Origin of the sequence: Stenotrophomonas veracruzanensis (assembly GCF_032911525.1) — a bacterium.
Taxonomy (GTDB): Bacteria; Pseudomonadota; Gammaproteobacteria; order Xanthomonadales; family Xanthomonadaceae; genus Stenotrophomonas; species Stenotrophomonas africana.
The window spans coordinates 1-19341 of sequence record NZ_JAWJTI010000052.1 but is presented as its reverse complement, the minus strand read 5'-3'; the positions used below and the strand labels follow the sequence as shown (position 1 = coordinate 19341).

Below are 19341 nucleotides of genomic sequence, written 5' to 3'. Positions count from 1 at the left end.
AGGACCGTTGGCGCCATGGATGGCGCCATCGAGCCCCCATGGATGGGTTCACGGCCTGTCCTGCCTGCCCACACCGCCCCGCCATCCCACGGAATGCCCGCTTCTGCCGTTGCTGTTGCTTCGGCTTCTGGCAGGTGCAGGGCTGCAAGCCCTGCCGAAAAAACCCTTACCGCACTTGCTCCTGCTTGCGCACGATCGCCATCGCGATCTCCAGCGACTGCTCGTAATTCAACCGCGGGTCCACTGTTGAACGATACGCGCGCTCCAGGTCACGCTCGGTCAGTTCGCGCGCGCCACCGGTGCACTCGGTCACGTCTTCGCCGGTCAGCTCCAGATGCACACCGCCCAGGCGCGTGCCTGCGGCCGCATGCAGATCGAACGACATCTCCACTTCGCCACGCACATTGTCGAAGCGCCGCGTCTTGAAGCCATTGGCGGTGCTTTCGGTGTTGCCATGCATCGCATCGCACACCCACAGCACGCGGCGGCCATCACGCTTGACCGCATCCAGCAGCGGCGGCAGCTTCTCGGCGATCTGCGCGGCCCCCATGCGGTGGATGAAGCTCAGTCGGCCCGGCTCGTCATGCGGGTTGAGCACATCGATCAGGCGCAGCAGCTGGTCCGGCGTCACCGACGGGCCGACCTTGATCGCAATCGGGTTGCGCACGCCACGCAGGTATTCCACGTGCGCGCCATCAAGCGCGGCGGTGCGCATGCCGATCCACGGGTAATGCGTGCTCAGGTTCAACCAGCCCTGCTGGCGCGGCACCTGGCGGGTCAGCGCCTGCTCGTAGGGCAGCAGCAGCGCTTCGTGCGAGGTGTAGAAATCGATGCGGTTGAGATTGTGCACGCGGGCCCCGGCCAGGGTCTCCATGAAGTGCACCGCATCGCCGATCGACGCCACCATCTTCTGGTACTCGGCCGCCAGCGGCGAGTGGCTTACCCACTCCAGGTTCCAGTATTCGGGGTGGTGCAGGTCGGCGAAACCGCCGTCGATCAGCGCCCGCACGAAGTTCATCGTCATCGCCGAATGTGCGTGGGCCTGCAGCATCCGCTTCGGGTCCGGCAGACGCGCGGCTTCGGTAAACGCCGGGGCATTGATCACGTCACCGCGGTAGCTGGGCAGCGTCACGCCGTCACGGGTCTCGGTGTCGGCCGAACGCGGCTTGGCGTACTGGCCCGCGAAGCGGCCAACGCGGATCACCGGCTGGCGCAGGCCGTGCACCAGCACCAGGCTCATCTGCAGCAGCACCTTCAGGCGGTTGGAGATGGTGCCCGATTCGCAGTCGCTGAAGTTCTCGGCGCAGTCGCCGCCCTGCAGCAGGAAGCGCTTGCCTTCCTGAGCCTCGGCCAACTGCTGCTTCAGCGCCAGGATCTCCCACGAGGTGACCAGCGGCGGCAGCCGCTTCAGTTCGTGCAGGGCGGCGTCCAGCGCCACCGGGTCAGGGTAGGTCGGCATCTGCAGCGCGGTCTTGCCGCGCCAGCTCTCCGGCGACCAGGCAGCGCCAGCAGCGGTCGCGGCGGGATCGAGAACGGGCGGAACGGCGGACAGGCTCATTGCAGACTTCCGGGGAGGGGGGCGGTCATGGTCGCAGAGCCAGCCGCTGGCGCAAAGGGCTGGGCGCACTCTGCACATGACTGAACGCCGGGGAAAGGGCATCGCGATCGGCCAGAAACCGCATGCCCACGGTCGCCCGCACAGGCGCATGATTCGCCACGAACTGTTACGACATAACAATCACCCCACCGGCCCCTTCCACAGCCTATCTGCCATGAAGCCCTCGCCCCTCGCTACCGGCATTACCTTCGCCCTGTCCCTGGCCAGTCTGCCTTCCTTCGCTGTGGCCGCAGATGCCGCCGCTCCCGTGAAGGACCTCGACACGGTCACCGTCAGCGCCCAGCTCGACCAGGCCCGCAATGCGCTGTCGCCGGACATCGGCAGCAGCCAGTACCAGATCACCGCCGAGGACATCCAGAAACAGCCGCTGGGTGCCTCCGCGCCGCTCAGCCAGGTGCTGCTGCAGGCGCCCGGCGTGGTCCAGGATTCCTACGGCGGCGTGCACGTGCGCGGCGACCACGCCAACCTGCAGTACCGCATCAACGGTGTGCTGCTGCCGGAGTCGATCTCCGGCTTCGGCCAGACTCTGGATGCGCGCACGATCAAGAGCATCCGGCTGATGGACGGCGCGTTGCCGGCCCAGTTCGGCGAGCGCACCGCCGCGGTGGTCGACATCACCACCCGCAGTGGCGCCGAGCTCGGCAATGGCGGCAGCGTCGGCATTACCACCGGCTCGTTTGGCAAGGTCAATCCGAATGCCTCCTGGTGGGGCTCACAGGGGCGCTGGAGCTGGTTCCTGACTGGCAACTACGACCAGAACGAGGTCGGCCTGGAGAACCCGACCCGCTCACGCAAGCCGCTGCACGACGACACCCACCAGGGCAAGGCGTTCGCCGACCTGACCTACCTGGTCAACGACACCACCCGCCTGAGCGTGTTCGCCGGCTTCGCCAACAACCGCTTCCAGATTCCGGTCAACCCCGGCCAGACGCCGCAGTTCGGCTACCTGGACACCACCACCTTTGATTCCAGCCAGCTGGATGAGACCCAGCGCGAAACCACCCGCTTCGGCATGCTGGTGCTGCAGGGCACACTGGGCGGCACTGCCTACCAGGTCTCGGCCGGGCAACGTTACAGCGATGTCGGCTTCAATCCCGACGTGGTCGGCGATCTGGTGTTCAGTGGCGTCGCCTCGCAGGTCCAGCGCAGCAACCGCGCCAACACCCTGCAGGCCGACTTTTCCACGCCGTTGGGCAACGACCATACGTTGCGCTATGGCCTGTACGGCAACTACGAGAACGCGCGGGCCAGCAACAACAGCTGGGTGTTCCCGGTCGATGACGCCGGCCAGCAGTCCAGCACCACGCCGTTGCTGATCCCGGATCGCAGCGCGTTCCACGCCAGCACGGTGGCGCTGTATGTGCAGGACGAATGGAAGATCGGCGACGACTGGACGGTGAACTATGGTCTGCGTGGTGACCGCTACAAGGCCTTCGGTCGCACCGAGGGTCAGCTGAGCCCGCGTCTGGGCGTGGTCTGGAATGCCAGCGACAGCACCACCGTGCATGCCGGCTATTCACGCTACTTCACGCCACCAGCCAGCGAGCTGATCGCCAGCAGCGACATCGCGCTATACGACGGCACCACCAACCAGCAGCCCAGCGGTGGCAACAACACGCCGCTGGCCGAGCGCAGCGACTACTACGACATCGGCGTCTCGCAGCAGCTGGGCGAGCACCTGACCCTGGGCGTGGATGCGTATGACCGCCGTGTTGCGCGCCTGCAGGATGAAGGCCAGTTCGGCGCCGCCTACATCTACTCGACGTTCAACTATCGCCGTGGCCATATCCGCGGCCTGGAGTTCAGTGCCGACTACAGCAACGGTCTGTTCAGCGCCTACTTCAACGCCGCGTACAACAAGGCCATCGGCACCCAGGTGATCACCAGCCAGTACAACCTCGATCCGGACGCGCTGGCCTATGTGGCCGACCACTGGATCCATCTTGACCACGACCAGAAGCTGACCTCGTCAGGTGGCCTCAGCTACGCCTTCGCCGGGCACAACCGAATCGGTGCCAACTACGTGTTCGGCAGCGGCCTGCGTTCGGACATCGAGGGCGTGCCAAATGGTGGCGAGCTGCCGTCGTACCTGCAGGTAAACCTCAGCGCCGGGCACGACTTCAATGCCGACAGCGGCCATCCGTTGCACGTGCAGCTGGCCGTGATCAACGCACTGGATCGCAGCTACCAGCTGCGCGATGGCGGCGGTGTCGGCGTGTTCGCCCCGCAGTGGGGACCTCGCCGCGGTGCTTACCTGAGCGTGCAGCAGGATTTCTGAGGTAGTGCCGGCCGCTGGCCGGCATTCCCACGGTGTGCCGGCCCCCCCCCCCCCCCCCCCCCCCCACTACCCTGCTTCAGCGCTTGACCTTGCGCAGCGACACCACCAGCGCCCACAACGCCAGCAGCACGAACCACACGCCAGACCACATCGGCATGGTCAGGCCCAGGAAGGTCCAGTCGATGTTGCCGCAGTTGCCGGTACCGGTCAGCACGGTGCGGAACACCTCCAGCGGCCCCATGGTCTCGCTCAGGAACGCCAGCGGCGGGCCACAGGTGGACCCCATTTCCGGCGGAAGCATCTGCACGTAGACGTGGCGCGCGGCGATGCCGACACCCACTGCGGCGGCAATGAAGGCCAGCACGCCATAGGTCGCGCGTCCCGGGCGGTTGGAAGGCCCGTGCAGCGCACCGATCAGGAACAGCAGGCCGAGCGCGGCGAAGGCCAGGCGCTGGAAGATGCACAGCGGACACGGCTCCAGGCCCATCTTCAACTGCAGGAAGATCGCGTAGCCAAGCAGGCCCGCGCAGATCAGGAAGCCCAGGAAGAACTGGGCGCGGAAGGGCCAGCGCAGTGGATTCATCGTCAACGCTCGAATGGATCAGGCGCCAAGCGTAACCGAGAGTGCGTGCCATTCGAACCGCCACAGGTGACGCCTGTCGGAACGATGCGGGTCGAATCCGCTCCAGGAACGCAAAAGCCCGGCAGAGGCCGGGCTTTCGCTCTGTCGCGTTGGAGCGGTCCGATTACTCGGCCACTTCCTCGGCCACGACCGGACGGTCAACCAGCTCGACGTAGGCCATCGGCGCGTTGTCGCCGGCGCGGAAGCCGCACTTCAGCAGACGCAGGTAGCCGCCCGGACGGTTCGCGTAGCGCGGGCCCAGGATGGTGAACAGGTTGCCCACGGCTTCGTTGTCGCGCAGGCGGGCGAAGGCCAGACGGCGGTTGGCGACGGAGTCGACCTTGGCCAGGGTGATCAGCGGCTCGGCAACGCGGCGCAGTTCCTTGGCCTTCGGCAGGGTGGTCTTGATCAGCTCGTGCTTGAACAGCGAGGCGGCCATGTTCTTGAACATCGCTTCGCGGTGGGCGCTGGTACGGCTGAACTTACGGCCAGACTTCTGGTGACGCATGGTGATATTCCTTGGTTAATGATGAGACTGTGCGGATCGTTGTCGCCTTCCTGGCGTTGCTGCGCGGACTGCGGATGGTCCTGGCCGCCCGTCCTGGACGACCTGCCGCGCGAACCTTCGTTCGTCGTGGCATGTTGTGTTGCGTTGAAGGCCCCACCGCGAACGGTGGAGCCTTCAGGCATTACCGATATCAGCCCAGCATGCCGTGGCTGGCGACACCGGCCGGCGGCCAGTTCTCCAGCTTCATGCCGAGGGACAGGCCGCGCTGAGCCAGCACTTCCTTGATCTCGGTGAGCGACTTCTTGCCCAGGTTCGGGGTCTTCAGCAGCTCCACTTCGGTCTTCTGGATCAGATCGCCGATGTAGTAGATGCTTTCAGCCTTCAGGCAGTTGGCCGAACGCACGGTCAGCTCCAGATCGTCGATCGGGCGCAGCAGCACCGGATCCACGCCGTTGTTGGCCGGCTTGGCCGCACCGCGGTCGCGGTGGGTGAAGTCACCGAACACCGACAGCTGGTCGCTGAGGATGTCGGCGGCGGTGCGCACGGCTTCCTCGGCATCGATGGTGCCGTTGGTCTCGATATCGATGACCAGCTTGTCCAGGTCGGTACGCTGTTCGACGCGGGCCGCTTCCACGGCATAGGCGACGCGGCGGACCGGCGAGAACGAGGCATCCAGGACCAGGCGGCCGATGGCACGGGTTTCTTCGTCCGGACGACGACGCGCGGCAGCCGGCTGGTAGCCGAAACCACGTTCGATCTTCAGACGCATGTTGATCGCCGTATCCTTGGTCAGGTGGCAGATCACATGGTCGCCGTTCAGGATCTCCACATTGTGGTCGACCTTGATATCGGCAGCGGTGACAACGCCCGGGCCCTGCTTGGACAGGGACAGGGTGGCGCTGTCGCCGGAGTGCATACGGATGGCCACGTCCTTCAGGTTCAGCAGGACTTCGAGCACGTCCTCCTGCAGACCTTCGACCGTGGTGTACTCATGCAACACGCCGTCGATTTCGACTTCCGTGATGGCGAAGCCCGGGATGGACGACAGCAGCACGCGACGCAGGGCATTACCCAGCGTATGCCCGTAACCCCGCTCCAAAGGTTCGATAACGACCTTTGCACGGGTGTCGGTAAGGCGTTCGATCTGCGGACCGCGAGGACGCAGAACCTGGTTGGCGGTAACCGTCATGTTGCGGGTTCTCCTAGTGAACCCCCGGCCGTCGCCGGGGGCTCTCCAATGTGAATTACTTCGAATACAGCTCGACGATCAGCGCTTCGTTGATGTCCGCAGGCAGATCCGAACGATCCGGAACAGCCTTGAAGATGCCGGTGAACTTGCCGGAATCCACTTCAACCCACGACGGGCTCAGGTCATGCTGGGCGGCGACGGTCAGGGCTTCCTGGACGCGCAGCTGCTTGGCAGCCTTTTCAGACAGGGCGATGGCGTCGCCAGCCTTGACCTGGTACGAAGCCAGGTTGACCGACTTGCCATTCACGGTGACGCCGCGGTGCGACACCAGCTGACGGGCAGCCGGACGGGTCACGGCGAAGCCCATGCGGTAGACGACGTTGTCCAGGCGGGTTTCCAGCAGCTGCAGCAGGTTCTCGCCGGTGTTGCCCTTCTTGGTCGAGGCCTTCTTGTAGTAGTTGCGGAACTGACGCTCCAGCAGGCCGTAGATACGCTTGACCTTCTGCTTTTCACGCAGCTGGGTGGCGTAGTCGGACAGCTTGCCCTTGCGGGCAGTGGCGCCGTGCTGGCCGGGCTTCTGCTCCAGCTTGCACTTCGAGTCCAGCGCACGCGCCGGGCTCTTCAGGGACAGGTCGGCGCCTTCGCGACGGGCGAGCTTACAGGTAGGACCGATATAACGAGCCATTTCTTATCGCTCCCTTTAGACGCGACGCTTCTTCGGCGGACGGCACCCGTTGTGCGGGATAGGCGTCACGTCGATGATGTTGGTGATCTTGTAGCCGACGTTGTTCAACGAACGCACGGCCGACTCACGGCCCGGACCCGGGCCCTTGATGCGGACTTCCAGCGACTTCACGCCGTAGTCCAGCGCAGCACGACCGGCCTTTTCAGCAGCCACCTGGGCAGCGAACGGGGTCGACTTGCGCGAACCGCGGAAGCCAGCGCCACCGGAGGTTGCCCACGACAGAGCGTTGCCCTGGCGGTCGGTGATGGTGACGATGGTGTTGTTGAACGAAGCGTGGACGTGGGCAACGCCGTCAGTGACGACGCGCTTGATCTTCTTCTTGGTCTTAGCAGCGGGCTTAGCCATTTCTCAGTCCCTTACTTCTTGATCGCCTTGCGCGGACCCTTGCGGGTGCGGGCGTTGGTACGGGTGCGCTGGCCACGCAGCGGGAGGCCACGACGGTGACGCAGGCCGCGGTAGCAGCCCAGGTCCATCAGGCGCTTGATCGCGATGCCGATCTCACGGCGCAGATCGCCTTCCACGATGTACTTGCCGACTTCGGCGCGCAGGCGCTCGATTTCCGGCTCCGACAGATCGCGGATCTTGGTGGTCGAAGCAACGCCTGCGACTTCGCAGACCTTCTTCGAACGGGTACGGCCGATGCCGTAAATGCTTTGCAACCCGACCCAGACGTGCTTCTGGGCTGGCAGGTTGACGCCTGCAATACGCGCCATGACGCGGTTCTCCAGCTGAGTGATGGCCGACAGCGCGCCTCGGGCACGCCAATCCGGCAGGATGGATCAAAAAAGTGAACTAGCGATACTAACAAGGTTCCGGTTTACATGGAAGCCCGTGAAACCATTGGTTTCATGGACCCGGCCTGGGGAGTGTGCCCAGGCTCCGGCGCCGGATGGGGTTGGACCTGGGGTTTCCCCCGGGGCCGCCCGCGCTACTCCAGCGCGGGACCACCTCATCACACCCCCACCCGGAACCGCTGCGGGGGCCGCCCTTCGTTTGTGTGGCCGGAGTCCGCGAAGCGGAGGGACCATCACGTCAGGAAGACGAAAGTATAACAGGCCAATCAGCCGCGGGCAAAACCGCCGCGGTTGCCGCCCTTCAGGTTGGCCTTCTTCAGCAGGCTCTCGTACTGGTGGGACATCAGGTGCGCCTGCACCTGGGCGATGAAGTCCATCACCACCACCACCACGATCAGCAGCGAAGTACCGCCGAAGTAGAACGAGGCGTTCAGCTGCGTGCGCATCAGTTCCGGCAGCAGGCAGACGATCACCAGGTAGGCCGAGCCGGCCGCGGTCAGGCGGGTCAGCACGCCGTCGATGTAGTCGGCGGTGGCCTTGCCCGGACGGATGCCCGGAATCAGCGCGCCCGACTTCTTCAGGTTGTCGGCGGTTTCCTGCGAGTTGAACACCAGCGCGGTATAGAAGAACGCGAAACCGGTGATCAGCGCAGCGAACACGATCATGTGCAGCGGCTCGCCCGGGCCCAGGGCATTGGCGACCTTCTGCAGGATCTGGCCCATGCTGCTCTGGTTGGCGGCCTGGCCGGACCACATGGCCAGGGTGGCCGGGAAGGCCAGCAGGCTCGAGGCGAAGATCGCCGGGATGACGCCGGCCATGTTGAGCTTCAGCGGCAGGAACGAGGTCTGGTTCATGTACGCGTTGCGACCGCCCTGGCGGCGCGCGTAATTGACCGTGATCCGGCGCTGGCCACGCTCGACGAACACCACGAAGAAGGTGAAGGCGAGCACGACGATGGCGATCAGCAGCAGCTGGATGAACTGGATGTTGCCGTCGCGGTAGGCGTCGAAGGTGTGGATGACCGCACCCGGCAGGCCAGCGACGATACCGGCGAAGATGATCAGCGACACACCGTTGCCGATGCCGCGCTCGGTGACCTGCTCACCGACCCACATCAGGAACATGGTGCCGGCGGTCAGCGCGACCACGGCGGTGAGCACGAAGCCCATGCCCGGTGCGTACACGACCGGAGCGCCCGACGGCGAGACCTGGCCCTGCAGGGCCAGCGCGATCGAACCGCCCTGCACCACTGCCAGCAGCACGGCGCCGATGCGCGAATACTGGGTGATCTTGCGGCGGCCGGACTCACCTTCCTTCTGCATCGCCTTCAGGGCGGGGAAGATGTGCACGGCCAGCTGCATCACGATCGATGCCGAGATGTACGGCATCACGTTCAGCGCGAAGATGCTGAAACGGTGCAGGGCGCCGCCCGAGAACATGTTGAACATGTCCACGATGCCGCCGCCCTGCTGTTGCATCATGGCAAGCATGGCATCGGGATTGACGCCCGGCACCGGCACGTAGCAGCCAATGCGATAGACGATCAAAGCCCCGACGACGAACAGCAAACGTTGGCGAAGTTCAGTGAACTTGCCCATTCCGCCCGCGAGGTTACCGATGCCAGCTTGCGCCATGATTTTCTTACTCCGTTACGCTGCCGCCGGCAGCTTCGATCGCGGCCTTGGCACCAGCCGTGGCAGCGATACCCTTCAGGGTGAACGCCTTGGTCACTTCGCCCTTGACGACGACCTTGGCCTTCTTTGCAGTGCTCGGGACCAGCTTCGCAGCACGCAGAGCGGCGAAGTCGATCTCACCGGCCGGCAGCTTGTCCAGCGCGTACAGCAGCACTTCAGCGGTGTCCTTGGCGATCGGCGAACGGAAGCCGATCTTCGGCAGACGACGCTGCATGGGGGTCTGGCCGCCTTCGAAGCCAGCCTTGATCTTGCCGCCACCCTTACGGGCGAACGAACCCTTGTGGCCACGGCCGGCAGTCTTGCCCAGGCCCGAGCCGATACCGCGACCGACGCGGGTGCGCTCGGTACGGGCGCCCGGTGCCGGGCTCAGTTCATTGAGACGCAGAGTCATGATCGATTACTCCTCAACCTTGACGAGGTAGTGAACAGTGTTGATCAGACCGCGAACCTGCGGGCTGTCCTTCAGTTCACGCACATCGTTGAGCTTGTTCAGGCCCAGGGCACGCACCGACAGGCGGTGACGCGACTGAGCACCACGCAGGCCGCGCACCAGGCGCACCTTCACAGTCTTGTTGGACTCATTAGCCATGGTTGAGTTCCTCCACCTTCTTGCCACGCTTGGCCGCGATGCGAGCCGGCGACTGCGCAGCAGACAGGCCCTTCACGGTGGCACGCACCAGGTTGATCGGGTTGCGCGAACCGGTGGCCTTGGCCAGCACGTTCTTCACGCCAACGGCTTCCAGCACGGCGCGCATGGCACCGCCGGCGATGACGCCGGTACCTTCCGAAGCCGGCTGCATGAACACGCGGGCTGCGCCGTGACCATCCTTGATGGTGTGCCACAGGGTGCCGTTGTTCAGGTCAACGCTGACCAGGTTCTTGCGGGCCTGTTCCATCGACTTCTGGATGGCGACCGGCACTTCGCGGGCCTTGCCATAGCCGAAACCGACCTTGCCTTCGCCGTCGCCGACCACGGTCAGGGCGGTGAAGGTGAACTGGCGGCCACCCTTGACGGTCTTGCTGACGCGGTTGACCGCGACCAGCTTTTCGATCATGCCGTCGTCGACTTTCTCTTCGCGGTTACGGTCGCGATCGCGACCCCGCTGCTGACGCTCTTCTGCCATTTTGATTCCTTGGTAGTTTGGGTATGTACGGCTCGGGGCCGCTTATGGTTGTGGAATGTCACGTCGTTCCGGTGGGCCACTGCAGAAGAATGGCGCCGTCCAGCCTCACTCAGGCTGGCGAGCAGGCGGGCAGGAGACCACAGGTCCCCTGCCCTTATCCCTTAGAACTGCAGGCCGGCTTCGCGGGCGGCTTCTGCCAGGGCCTTGATGCGGCCGTGGTAGCGGTAGCCCGAACGATCGAAGGCAACCTTCTCGACGCCGGCGGCCTTGGCGCGCTCAGCGACGATACGGCCGACCTTGGCGGCGGCATCGGCGTTCTTGCCGTTCTTCAGACCTTCCATGACGTCGGTCTGGGTGGTGTTGGCAGCAGCCAGCACCTTGGAACCGTCGGCGGTGAAGACCTGGGCGTACAGGTGCTGGCCGGTGCGCAGCACCGACAGGCGGGCGACGCCGAGCTCACGGATGTGGGCGCGGGTCGACTTGGCGCGACGCAGGCGGGCGATGTTCTTGTTCATTTTGATTGTTCCTTGAAAGCTGAAGGATGGGCTTTTCCCTGAGGAGTCCGCACATGGATGTGCGGGCTCTTGCGAGGGACTCGCACTTACGCCTTCTTGGCTTCCTTACGGATGATGACTTCGTCGGAGTACTTCACGCCCTTGCCCTTGTACGGCTCCGGCTTGCGGAACGCACGGATCTTGGCGGCAACTTCACCGACGACCTGCTTGTCAGCGCCCTGGACCAGGATCTCGGTCTGGGTCGGGGTGGTGATGGTGATGCCTTCCGGCGCCACGAACACGACCGGGTGCGAGAAACCGAGCGACAGGCTCAGGTCCTTGCCCTGCATGGCAGCACGGTAACCCACGCCGACCAGCTCCAGCTTGCGCTCGAAGCCTTCGGACACGCCCTTGACCATGTTGGCCAGGATCGCACGCACGGTACCGGTCAGCGCGACCAGGTCGGCGTTCTCGGTGCTCAGGGTGGCAACGCCGCTATCGACGTTGATGGCAATACCGGCCGGCTTCGGCAGCGACAGGGTGCCCTTCGGGCCCTTGACGGTGACGCTTTCCGGCTGGACGTTCAGTTCGACCTTACCCAGGGTGACGGGCTTCTTGGCTACGCGGGACATAGTTCTACTCCTTTCGCCTTAGGCCACGAAGCACAGGACTTCGCCGCCGACGCCCAGCTGGCGCGCCTGCGCATCAGTCATGATGCCCTTGGAGGTGGAAATGATGGAGATACCCAGGCCATTCATGACCTTCGGCAGCTCGCTCTTGCCGCGGTACTGGCGCAGGCCCGAACGCGAGAAGCGCTTCAGGGTCGCGATGACCGGCTTGCCTTCGAAATACTTCAGCACGATTTCCAGCTCGGACTTGTTGTTTTCCAGCTGGGTCACGCGCAGGTCGGTGATGTAACCCTCGTCCTTCAGGACCTGGGCGATCGCAACCTTGATCTTGGACGACGGGGCTTTCACCGTCTGCTTGCCAACCGCAGCCGCATTCTTGATGCGGACCAGCAGGTCGGCGATGGGATCAGTCATGCTCATATGAGTACCTTTGAGTGCACCGATATCCGCTTTCGCGAAAATCTGTTGTCTCCTGGAAACGGGCCAGGTCCCTTGATGCAGCGGGCCAGAGGCCCACTCCTACAACCCCGTTTGCGCAGGGCAAGACGCGGGAGTATACGCCAAAAGAGCCCGGCTTGCGCCGGGCTCCCTGGTTTTTTTGCAGCGGGGAAGCTGAACGCCTCCCCTGCCCGGTTCAGGAACCCCCGAAGGGGCACCTGATCGCAGGACCGGCTGGGATTACCAGCTGGCCTTGCGCAGACCCGGGACGTCGCCACGCATTGTGGCTTCGCGCAGCTTGTTACGGCCCAGGCCGAACTTGCTGTAGACGCCACGCGGACGACCCGACAGCTCGCAACGGTTGCGCTGGCGGCTCGGCGACGAATCGCGCGGCAGCTTGGCCAGCTTGGTTGCGGCGTCGATCTTCTCTTCGTAGGTCGCGTCCACGGAGGACACGATCTTCTTCAGAGCTGCACGCTTCTCAGCGTACTTCTTTGCCAGCTTTTCCCGCTTGATGTCGCGGTTGACCATGGAGGTCTTTGCCATTTCGGTTTCCTCGACAGATCAGTTACGGAACGGGAACTTGAACGCTGCCAGCAGCGCCTTCGCTTCCGCGTCGGTCTTCGCAGTGGTGGTGATGGCGATATCCATACCGCGGATCGCGTCGACGGCGTCGAAGTCGATTTCCGGGAAGATGATCTGTTCCTTCACACCCATGTTGAAGTTGCCGCGACCGTCGAAGGAACGACCGGATACACCACGGAAGTCGCGCACGCGCGGCAGCGAGATGTTGATCAGGCGATCCAGGAACTCGTACATCTTGTGGCGACGCAGCGTGGTCTTGCAGCCGATCGGCCAACCATCACGGATCTTGAACGACGCAACCGACACACGCGACTTGGTGACAACCGGCTTCTGGCCGGAAATCTTGGTCATGTCGCCGACGGCGTTTTCCAGGATCTTCTTGTTGGTGGCCGCTTCGCCGACACCCATGTTCAGGGTGACCTTGACCAGCTTCGGCACTTCCATCGGATTGGTGTAGCCGAACTGCTTCATCAGCGCCGGCACCACTTCGTCCTTGTAGAACTTTTCGAGACGGGAACTCATCTTCTCATTCCTCAGGCGTCGAGCGCCTCACCGCTGGAGCGGAACACACGCAGTTTGCGTCCATCCTCCAGCACCTTGAAGCCAACGCGTTCGCCCTTGCCCGAAGCCGGGTTCAGAACATTCACGTTGGAGATATGGATCGAAGCTTCGCGCTCGACCACGCCGCCGGCAACACCTGCCTGCGGGTTCGGCTTGGTGTGGCGCTTGACGATGTTCACGTTGGCGACGACCACACGGTCGCCGTCGACGCGGACGACTTCGCCCTGCTTGCCCTTGTCCTTGCCAGCGTTGACGACAACCTGGTCGCCCTTCTTGATACGGTTAGCCATGATTATCTCCTGTCGCTCACAGCACTTCGGGAGCGAGCGAGACGATCTTCATGAACTTCTCCGAACGAAGTTCACGGGTCACCGGCCCGAAGATACGGGTACCGATCGGCTCCTGCTTGTTGTTCAGCAGGACGGCAGCGTTGCCGTCGAAGCGGATCAGCGAACCGTCGGCGCGACGCACACCCTTGCGGGTACGCACCACGACGGCGTCATACACTTCACCCTTCTTGACCTTGCCGCGCGGAATCGCATCCTTCACGGTGACCTTGATGATGTCGCCGATGCCGGCGTAACGGCGCTTGGAACCACCCAGCACCTTGAAGCACATCACCTGCTTGGCACCCGAATTGTCCGCGACGTCAAGGTAGCTCTGCATCTGGATCATGATTCAGACTCCTTATTCAGCCGCACGCGTGATGACTTCCACCACGCGCCAGTTCTTGGTCTTGGACATCGGAGCAATCTCGGTCACGCGGACGACATCGCCTTCCTTGCAGGCGTTGTCGGCATCGTGGGCGTGCAGCTTCGTCGAGCGCTTGATGTACTTGCCGTACAGTGCGTGCTTGACCTGACGCTCAACCAGGACGGTAACCGTCTTGTCCATCTTGTTGCTGACGACACGGCCTTCGACCGTGCGCAGCGTCTTCTTTTCAGTATTGTCGCTCATAGCGGCCATCCTTACTTCGTGCTGCCGAGCAGGGTCTTGACGCGAGCAATCTCGCGACGGACCCGGCGAATGTCGTGGGTCTTCGGCAGCTGGCCGGTGACCTGCTGCATACGGACAGAGAACTGTTCCTTACGCAGGTCGATCAGGTGGGCCTTGAGTTCGTCAGCCGACTTTTCACGGAGAGTTTTGATATCCATCAGCGCACCGTACGGGTCACGAAAGTGGTGGTGACCGAGAGCTTGGCGGCGGCCAGGCGGAACGCCTCGCGAGCCACTTCCTCGGAAACACCCTCGATTTCATAGATCATGCGGCCGGGCTGGATCTGGGCCACCCAGTATTCCACGTTACCCTTACCAGAACCCATTCGGACTTCGATGGGCTTCTTGGTGATGGGCTTGTCGGGGAACACGCGGATCCACATCTTGCCGCCGCGCTTGACGTAGCGGCTGATCGAGCGGCGAGCCGCTTCGATCTGACGCGCGGTCAGCTGACCGTGTGCGGTTGCCTTCAGGCCGTATTCGCCGAAGCTGACAGCGTTGGCGCTCCAGCTCAGGCCATCGTTACGGCCCTTGTGTACCTTGCGGTACTTGGTTCGCTTGGGTTGCAACATTGTCGTTACCTCGCTTCACGGGCCGGGCGCTGACGGTCACCACGGTCGCCGCGATCGTGACGATCGTTGCGCGACGGGGTGTCGTCCTGCTTTTCCTGGCCAACCTGGGAGAAATCGAAGACCTCGCCCTTGTAGATCCAGACCTTGATGCCGATGATGCCGTAGGTCGTCTTGGCTTCAGCGAAGCCATAGTCGATGTCGGCACGCAGGGTGTGCAGCGGCACGCGGCCTTCGCGGTACCACTCCGAACGGGCGATTTCTGCACCGTTGAGGCGGCCACCCACGTTGACCTTGATGCCCAGGGCACCCAGGCGCATCGCGTTGCCGACCGAGCGCTTCATTGCACGGCGGAACATGATGCGACGCTCCAGCTGCTGGGCGATCGACTCGGCAACGAGCTGCGCGTCCAGTTCCGGCTTGCGCACTTCGGTGACGTTGATGTGCGCCGGGACGCCCATCATCTCGCTCACTTCCTTGCGCAGCTTCTCGATGTCCTCACCGCGCTTGCCGATCACCACGCCCGGACGGGCGGTGTGGATCGTCACGCGAGCGGTCTTGGCCGGACGCTCGATCAGGATCTTGCTGATGCCGGCCTGAGCCAGCTTCTTGCGCAGCATTTCGCGCACTTTCAGGTCGGCTGCCAGGTAACCAGCGAACTCGGCCTTGTTGGCGTACCACTTGGAGTTCCAGTCCTTGGAAATGCCGAGGCGGATACCAATCGGATGAACTTTATGACCCATGGTCTTTTCCTTATCCGCTTACTTGGCGGCGCCCACAACCACAGTGATGTGGCTGGTGCGCTTGAGGATGCGGGTACCGCGGCCTTTCGCCCGCGCCATGAAACGCTTCAGGGTCGGACCTTCATCAACCATGATGGTCTGAACCTTCAGCTCGTCGACGTCGGCGCCCTGGTTGTTCTCGGCATTTGCAATAGCCGACTCCACCACCTTCTTGATCAGGTGGGCAGCCTTCTTGTCCGAGAACTTCAGCAGGTTGACCGCACGCTCGGCCGGCAGACCGCGCACCTGGTCAGCGACCAGACGAGCCTTCTGCGGGGAGATGCGCGCAGTGCGCAGGATGGCTTTCGCTTCCATTGTCATCTCTCCTTACTTGCCCGACTTCTTGTCACCACCGTGACCCTTGAAGGTCCGGGTGATGGCAAATTCGCCGAGCTTGTGTCCGACCATGTTCTCGTTGACGAGAACCGGGATGTGGTTCTTGCCGTTATGCACGGCAATGGTGACGCCTACCATGTCAGGCAGGATCATCGAACGGCGCGACCAGGTCTTGATCGGCTTCTTGCTGCCCGCAGCGGCCTCCACCTTCTTGACGAGGTGGTGATCGACGAACGGGCCCTTCTTGAGTGAACGTGCCATGGTCGATTAGCCCCTACGATCGCGGACGATGAACTGCTGAGTGCGCTTGTTATGGCGCGTCTTGTAACCCTTGGTCGGGACACCCCACGGGGTGACCGGATGCGGGTTACCCTGGCCGGCCTTGGCCTCACCACCACCGTGCGGGTGGTCAACCGGGTTCATGGCAGCACCACGAACGGTCGGGCGGACGCCGCGCCAACGCTTGGCACCGGCCTTGCCCAGCTTTTCCAGGCTGTGCTCGTCGTTGCCGACTTCGCCGATGGTGGCGCAGCACTCGACCGGAACCTTGCGCATTTCACCCGAGCGCAGGCGCAGGGTGGCGTAGATGCCTTCGCGAGCCACCAGCTGCACGGCCGCACCGGCGGCGCGAGCGATCTGAGCGCCCTTGCCCGGCTTCAGTTCGATGCAGTGGATGGTGGTGCCGACCGGGATGTTGCGCAGCGGCAGGGTGTTGCCAGCCTTGATCGGGGCATCCGAACCAGCGATCACCTGATCACCAGCCTTCAGGCCCTTCGGGGCGATGATGTAGCGACGCTCACCGTCGACGTAGCACAGCAGAGCAATGTGCGCGGTGCGGTTCGGATCGTATTCGATGCGTTCCACGCGCGCCGGGATGCCCAGCTTGTTGCGCTTGAAGTCGATGATGCGGTAGTGCTGCTTGGCACCACCACCGACGTGACGCACGGTGATGCGGCCATGGTGGTTACGACCACCCGAGCGGCTCTGCGACTCGACCAGCGCAGCGTGCGGAGCACCCTTGTGCAGGTCGGGAGTGACCACGCGCACGGCCGAACGGCGGCCGGGGGAAGTGGGCTTGAATTTCATCAATGGCATGGGATGTACCTCAGGCCTTGGCCGTTACATCGATCGACTGGCCATCGGCCAGGCGAACGTACGCCTTGCGCCAATCGCCGCGGCGGCCAGCACGGTTACGGAAGGACTTGTTCTTGCCCTTGACGTTGACCACGTTGACGGCTTCGACCTTGACGTCGAACAGCTGCTCAACCGCGGCCTTTACATCGGCCTTGGTGGCTTCGTTCGAAACTTCGAAGACATACTGGTTGGAGAGTTCCTGCAGGCGCGCGGTCTTTTCGGAGACACGCGGGGCACGCAGCACGCTGAAGATTTTTTCGTTGCTGTTCATGCCAGCCACTCCTCGACCTTCTTGACCGCGTCAGCGGTGATGACGACCGTGTCGGCACCCACCAGCGAGACCGGATCCAGACCCTGGACGTCACGCACCTGCACGTACGGCAGATTGCGGGCGGACAGGTACAGGTGCTCGGACGCTTCTTCGGTGACGATCAGCGGGCGCTTGCCCACTTCCAGGCCGGCCAGCTTGGCGATCAGACCCTTCGTGTTGGTCACTTCGACGTCGAAGGACTCCACGATGGTCAGACGGCCCTGACGGTTCAGCTCGGACAGGATCGCGCACATGGCGGCACGGTACTGCTTACGATTGACCTTCTGCTCGAAGCTGCGCGGCTTGGCCGCGAAGGTGACACCGCCGCCGACGAAGATCGGAGCCGTCAGTGCGCCATGACGCGCGCCGCCGCCCTTCTGCTTCTTCGACTTCTTGGTGGTACCAGCCACTTCGGAGCGAGTCTTCTGTGCCTTGGTGCCGGCGCGACCGGCGTTGCGGTAGGCAACGACGACCTGGTGGACCAGATCTTCGCTGAAATCGCGACCGAACACGGCGTCGGAGACCGAGACCTTGTTGTTGCTACCCGTGATAACGAGTTCCATCGTCATCTCTCCTTATGCCTTGCTCGCCGGACGGACGATCACGTCGCCACCCGCCGCGCCCGGAACGGCGCCGCGAACGGCGATCAGACCGCGCTCGACGTCGACCTTGACCACTTCCAGGTTCTGGGTGCTCTGCTGCACTGCGCCCATGTGGCCCGACATCTTCTTGCCCGGGAAAACGCGACCCGGCGTCTGGCGCTGACCCAGCGAACCCGGCGCGCGATGCGACAGCGAGTTACCGTGGGTTGCATCGCCCATACGGAAGTTGTGGCGCTTGATGGTGCCCTGGAAGCCCTTACCCTTGGTGACACCCTGGACGTCGACGATCTGGCCGACTTCGAAGATGTCCGCCTTGACTTCGCCGCCAACGGCGAAATCGCCGAGCTGCGCGTCTTCAACGCGGAATTCCCACAGGCCACGACCCGCTTCCACCTTCGCCTTGGCGAAGTGGCCGGCTTCCGGCTTGTTGACCAGGGCAGCGCGACGCGCGCCGACGGTCACCTGCACGGCGCTGTAGCCGTCGGTTTCGACGGTCTTGATCTGCGCGATGCGGTTCGGGGTTGCTTCGATCAGGGTCACCGGGATGGAGCGGCCATCTTCAGTGAACACGCGGCTCATGCCAGCCTTGCGGCCCACGAAGCCCAACGAATACTTCTTCGTCATGGTCGTAGTCCTCAGGTCAGCTTGATCTGAACGTCGACGCCGGCAGCCAGTTCGAGCTTCATCAGCGCGTCCACGGTCTTGTCATTCGGGTCAACGATATCGAGCACGCGCTTGTGCGTGCGGGTCTCGTACTGGTCACGCGCGTCCTTGTCGACGTGCGGGGAGACGAGAACGGTGTAACGCTCGATCTTGGTCGGCAGCGGGATCGGGCCACGCACTTGCGCGCCGGTCCGCTTTGCCGTTTCAACGATCTCGCTGGCCGAACGGTCGATCAGACGATGATCGAACGCTTTCAGCCGGATCCGGATCTTTTGGTCCGCCATGGCGGTAGGTTCCTTCGTTAAAAGAGCGACAGACAAAGCCTCTGGGTTGCTTTGCCCCATGAAATTCCTGAATACGGGCGACCCACACTCCCGCGGGCCGCCAAGGTCACTCCATAGACCTCAAAAACGTAGGCAGACCAGTTACCCGGCCTGCCCAGACGTAGAAGCATAATGGCACGCAAGGCAGCTGTCAACAGTCGCCTGTTGACGCCGCCTGAATGGCATTGACCCTTCCTGGTCCGGGGAACACAAGGCACATCCTGTGCCTGCTTTCCCATTTGATACGCCCCGATGCCCTACCCAGGCAACATCGGGGCGCAGATACTACCAGATTACTCGATGATCTTCGAGACCACGCCGGCGCCGACGGTACGGCCACCTTCGCGG

General features: G+C 63.4%; 30 protein-coding genes. 1 reads left to right on the top strand and 29 read right to left on the bottom strand.

Annotation, left to right across the window (positions count from 1 at the left end):
* Positions 1-166 precede the first annotated feature (166 nt).
* Entirely contained in the window at positions 167-1558 is a 1392-nt protein-coding gene (locus R1H25_RS19365; RefSeq protein ID WP_032961151.1) for a class II 3-deoxy-7-phosphoheptulonate synthase, read from the bottom strand.
* Between the two features lie 214 nt (positions 1559-1772).
* On the opposite strand from R1H25_RS19365, the gene R1H25_RS19360 reads away from it, so the two are divergent.
* Positions 1773-3896 (top strand): TonB-dependent receptor domain-containing protein, encoded by a 2124-nt coding sequence (locus R1H25_RS19360; protein ID WP_317224379.1) that lies wholly within the window; start codon positions 1773-1775, stop codon positions 3894-3896.
* Between the two features lie 76 nt (positions 3897-3972).
* Here the strand turns inward: R1H25_RS19360 and R1H25_RS19355 are convergent, their stop codons facing one another.
* From R1H25_RS19355 to rpsJ, 28 genes are all read right to left on the bottom strand, one after another.
* Entirely contained in the window at positions 3973-4479 is a 507-nt protein-coding gene (locus R1H25_RS19355) for a disulfide bond formation protein B (protein ID WP_010483974.1), read from the bottom strand.
* A 163-nt stretch (positions 4480-4642) separates the two neighbouring features.
* Entirely contained in the window at positions 4643-5026 is a 384-nt protein-coding gene (gene rplQ, locus R1H25_RS19350) for a 50S ribosomal protein L17 (RefSeq protein ID WP_005408217.1), read from the bottom strand.
* 190 nt (positions 5027-5216) lie between these two features.
* Positions 5217-6215: a DNA-directed RNA polymerase subunit alpha gene (locus R1H25_RS19345; protein WP_005408216.1), complete on the bottom strand. Its 999-nt coding sequence runs from the start codon at positions 6213-6215 to the stop codon at positions 5217-5219.
* A gap of 55 nt (positions 6216-6270) precedes the next feature.
* On the bottom strand, positions 6271-6900 hold the full coding sequence (gene rpsD, locus R1H25_RS19340) for a 30S ribosomal protein S4 (protein ID WP_004145446.1): 630 nt from the start codon (positions 6898-6900) through the stop codon (positions 6271-6273).
* Positions 6901-6915: 15 nt separating this feature from the next.
* The gene (gene rpsK, locus R1H25_RS19335) at positions 6916-7305 is read right to left on the bottom strand and encodes a 30S ribosomal protein S11 (RefSeq protein WP_004145443.1); all 390 of its coding nucleotides are present in this window, start codon (positions 7303-7305) and stop codon (positions 6916-6918) included.
* Between the two features lie 11 nt (positions 7306-7316).
* Positions 7317-7673: a 30S ribosomal protein S13 gene (gene rpsM / locus R1H25_RS19330; RefSeq protein WP_004154500.1), complete on the bottom strand. Its 357-nt coding sequence runs from the start codon at positions 7671-7673 to the stop codon at positions 7317-7319.
* Between the two features lie 347 nt (positions 7674-8020).
* Positions 8021-9388, bottom strand: coding sequence for a preprotein translocase subunit SecY (gene secY, locus R1H25_RS19325; protein WP_049447091.1), 1368 nt, complete (start codon positions 9386-9388; stop codon positions 8021-8023).
* 7 nt (positions 9389-9395) lie between these two features.
* A complete protein-coding gene (rplO, locus tag R1H25_RS19320; protein WP_004154498.1) occupies positions 9396-9839 on the bottom strand; it encodes a 50S ribosomal protein L15 in 444 nt (147 codons plus the stop codon).
* A gap of 6 nt (positions 9840-9845) precedes the next feature.
* Positions 9846-10037 (bottom strand): 50S ribosomal protein L30, encoded by a 192-nt coding sequence (rpmD, locus tag R1H25_RS19315; RefSeq protein WP_004145412.1) that lies wholly within the window; start codon positions 10035-10037, stop codon positions 9846-9848.
* A complete protein-coding gene (rpsE, locus tag R1H25_RS19310; RefSeq protein WP_004145411.1) occupies positions 10030-10572 on the bottom strand; it encodes a 30S ribosomal protein S5 in 543 nt (180 codons plus the stop codon). Before rpsE ends, rpmD begins: the two co-directional genes overlap by 8 nt.
* A 161-nt stretch (positions 10573-10733) precedes the next feature.
* Positions 10734-11093 carry a 50S ribosomal protein L18 gene (gene rplR / locus R1H25_RS19305; RefSeq protein WP_024957318.1) on the bottom strand — a complete coding sequence of 120 codons (360 nt, stop codon included), beginning with the start codon at positions 11091-11093 and terminating at the stop codon, positions 10734-10736.
* An 80-nt stretch (positions 11094-11173) separates the two neighbouring features.
* Positions 11174-11698, bottom strand: coding sequence for a 50S ribosomal protein L6 (rplF, locus tag R1H25_RS19300; protein ID WP_317224378.1), 525 nt, complete (start codon positions 11696-11698; stop codon positions 11174-11176).
* A gap of 18 nt (positions 11699-11716) precedes the next feature.
* A complete protein-coding gene (gene rpsH, locus R1H25_RS19295) occupies positions 11717-12115 on the bottom strand; it encodes a 30S ribosomal protein S8 (protein WP_005408210.1) in 399 nt (132 codons plus the stop codon).
* Between the two features lie 258 nt (positions 12116-12373).
* Positions 12374-12679, bottom strand: coding sequence for a 30S ribosomal protein S14 (gene rpsN, locus R1H25_RS19290; protein ID WP_005408209.1), 306 nt, complete (start codon positions 12677-12679; stop codon positions 12374-12376).
* An 18-nt stretch (positions 12680-12697) separates the two neighbouring features.
* A complete protein-coding gene (gene rplE / locus R1H25_RS19285) occupies positions 12698-13240 on the bottom strand; it encodes a 50S ribosomal protein L5 (protein WP_004154491.1) in 543 nt (180 codons plus the stop codon).
* Between the two features lie 11 nt (positions 13241-13251).
* Positions 13252-13569 carry a 50S ribosomal protein L24 gene (gene rplX, locus R1H25_RS19280; protein ID WP_004154490.1) on the bottom strand — a complete coding sequence of 106 codons (318 nt, stop codon included), beginning with the start codon at positions 13567-13569 and terminating at the stop codon, positions 13252-13254.
* 16 nt (positions 13570-13585) lie between these two features.
* Positions 13586-13954: a 50S ribosomal protein L14 gene (gene rplN / locus R1H25_RS19275; protein WP_010483978.1), complete on the bottom strand. Its 369-nt coding sequence runs from the start codon at positions 13952-13954 to the stop codon at positions 13586-13588.
* A 12-nt stretch (positions 13955-13966) separates the two neighbouring features.
* A complete protein-coding gene (gene rpsQ, locus R1H25_RS19270) occupies positions 13967-14236 on the bottom strand; it encodes a 30S ribosomal protein S17 (protein ID WP_004154489.1) in 270 nt (89 codons plus the stop codon).
* An 11-nt stretch (positions 14237-14247) separates the two neighbouring features.
* Positions 14248-14433 (bottom strand): 50S ribosomal protein L29, encoded by a 186-nt coding sequence (rpmC, locus tag R1H25_RS19265; RefSeq protein WP_004154487.1) that lies wholly within the window; start codon positions 14431-14433, stop codon positions 14248-14250.
* Entirely contained in the window at positions 14433-14846 is a 414-nt protein-coding gene (gene rplP / locus R1H25_RS19260) for a 50S ribosomal protein L16 (RefSeq protein ID WP_004154486.1), read from the bottom strand. Before rplP ends, rpmC begins: the two co-directional genes overlap by 1 nt.
* A 5-nt stretch (positions 14847-14851) precedes the next feature.
* A complete protein-coding gene (gene rpsC / locus R1H25_RS19255) occupies positions 14852-15586 on the bottom strand; it encodes a 30S ribosomal protein S3 (RefSeq protein ID WP_004145350.1) in 735 nt (244 codons plus the stop codon).
* An 18-nt stretch (positions 15587-15604) separates the two neighbouring features.
* On the bottom strand, positions 15605-15940 hold the full coding sequence (gene rplV, locus R1H25_RS19250; protein ID WP_004145348.1) for a 50S ribosomal protein L22: 336 nt from the start codon (positions 15938-15940) through the stop codon (positions 15605-15607).
* 12 nt (positions 15941-15952) lie between these two features.
* On the bottom strand, positions 15953-16222 hold the full coding sequence (rpsS, locus tag R1H25_RS19245; protein WP_004154485.1) for a 30S ribosomal protein S19: 270 nt from the start codon (positions 16220-16222) through the stop codon (positions 15953-15955).
* Between the two features lie 6 nt (positions 16223-16228).
* The gene (gene rplB / locus R1H25_RS19240) at positions 16229-17056 is read right to left on the bottom strand and encodes a 50S ribosomal protein L2 (RefSeq protein WP_004145339.1); all 828 of its coding nucleotides are present in this window, start codon (positions 17054-17056) and stop codon (positions 16229-16231) included.
* A gap of 10 nt (positions 17057-17066) precedes the next feature.
* Entirely contained in the window at positions 17067-17366 is a 300-nt protein-coding gene (rplW, locus tag R1H25_RS19235; RefSeq protein ID WP_004145338.1) for a 50S ribosomal protein L23, read from the bottom strand.
* Positions 17363-17968 carry a 50S ribosomal protein L4 gene (gene rplD / locus R1H25_RS19230; RefSeq protein ID WP_004145337.1) on the bottom strand — a complete coding sequence of 202 codons (606 nt, stop codon included), beginning with the start codon at positions 17966-17968 and terminating at the stop codon, positions 17363-17365. The genes rplW and rplD overlap by 4 nt, the downstream gene beginning before the upstream one ends.
* A gap of 12 nt (positions 17969-17980) precedes the next feature.
* Positions 17981-18631 (bottom strand): 50S ribosomal protein L3, encoded by a 651-nt coding sequence (gene rplC, locus R1H25_RS19225; protein ID WP_004145336.1) that lies wholly within the window; start codon positions 18629-18631, stop codon positions 17981-17983.
* 11 nt (positions 18632-18642) lie between these two features.
* Positions 18643-18954, bottom strand: a complete 312-nt coding sequence (gene rpsJ, locus R1H25_RS19220) for a 30S ribosomal protein S10 (RefSeq protein WP_005408208.1) — start codon at positions 18952-18954, stop codon at positions 18643-18645.
* Between the last annotated feature and the right edge of the window lie 387 nt (positions 18955-19341).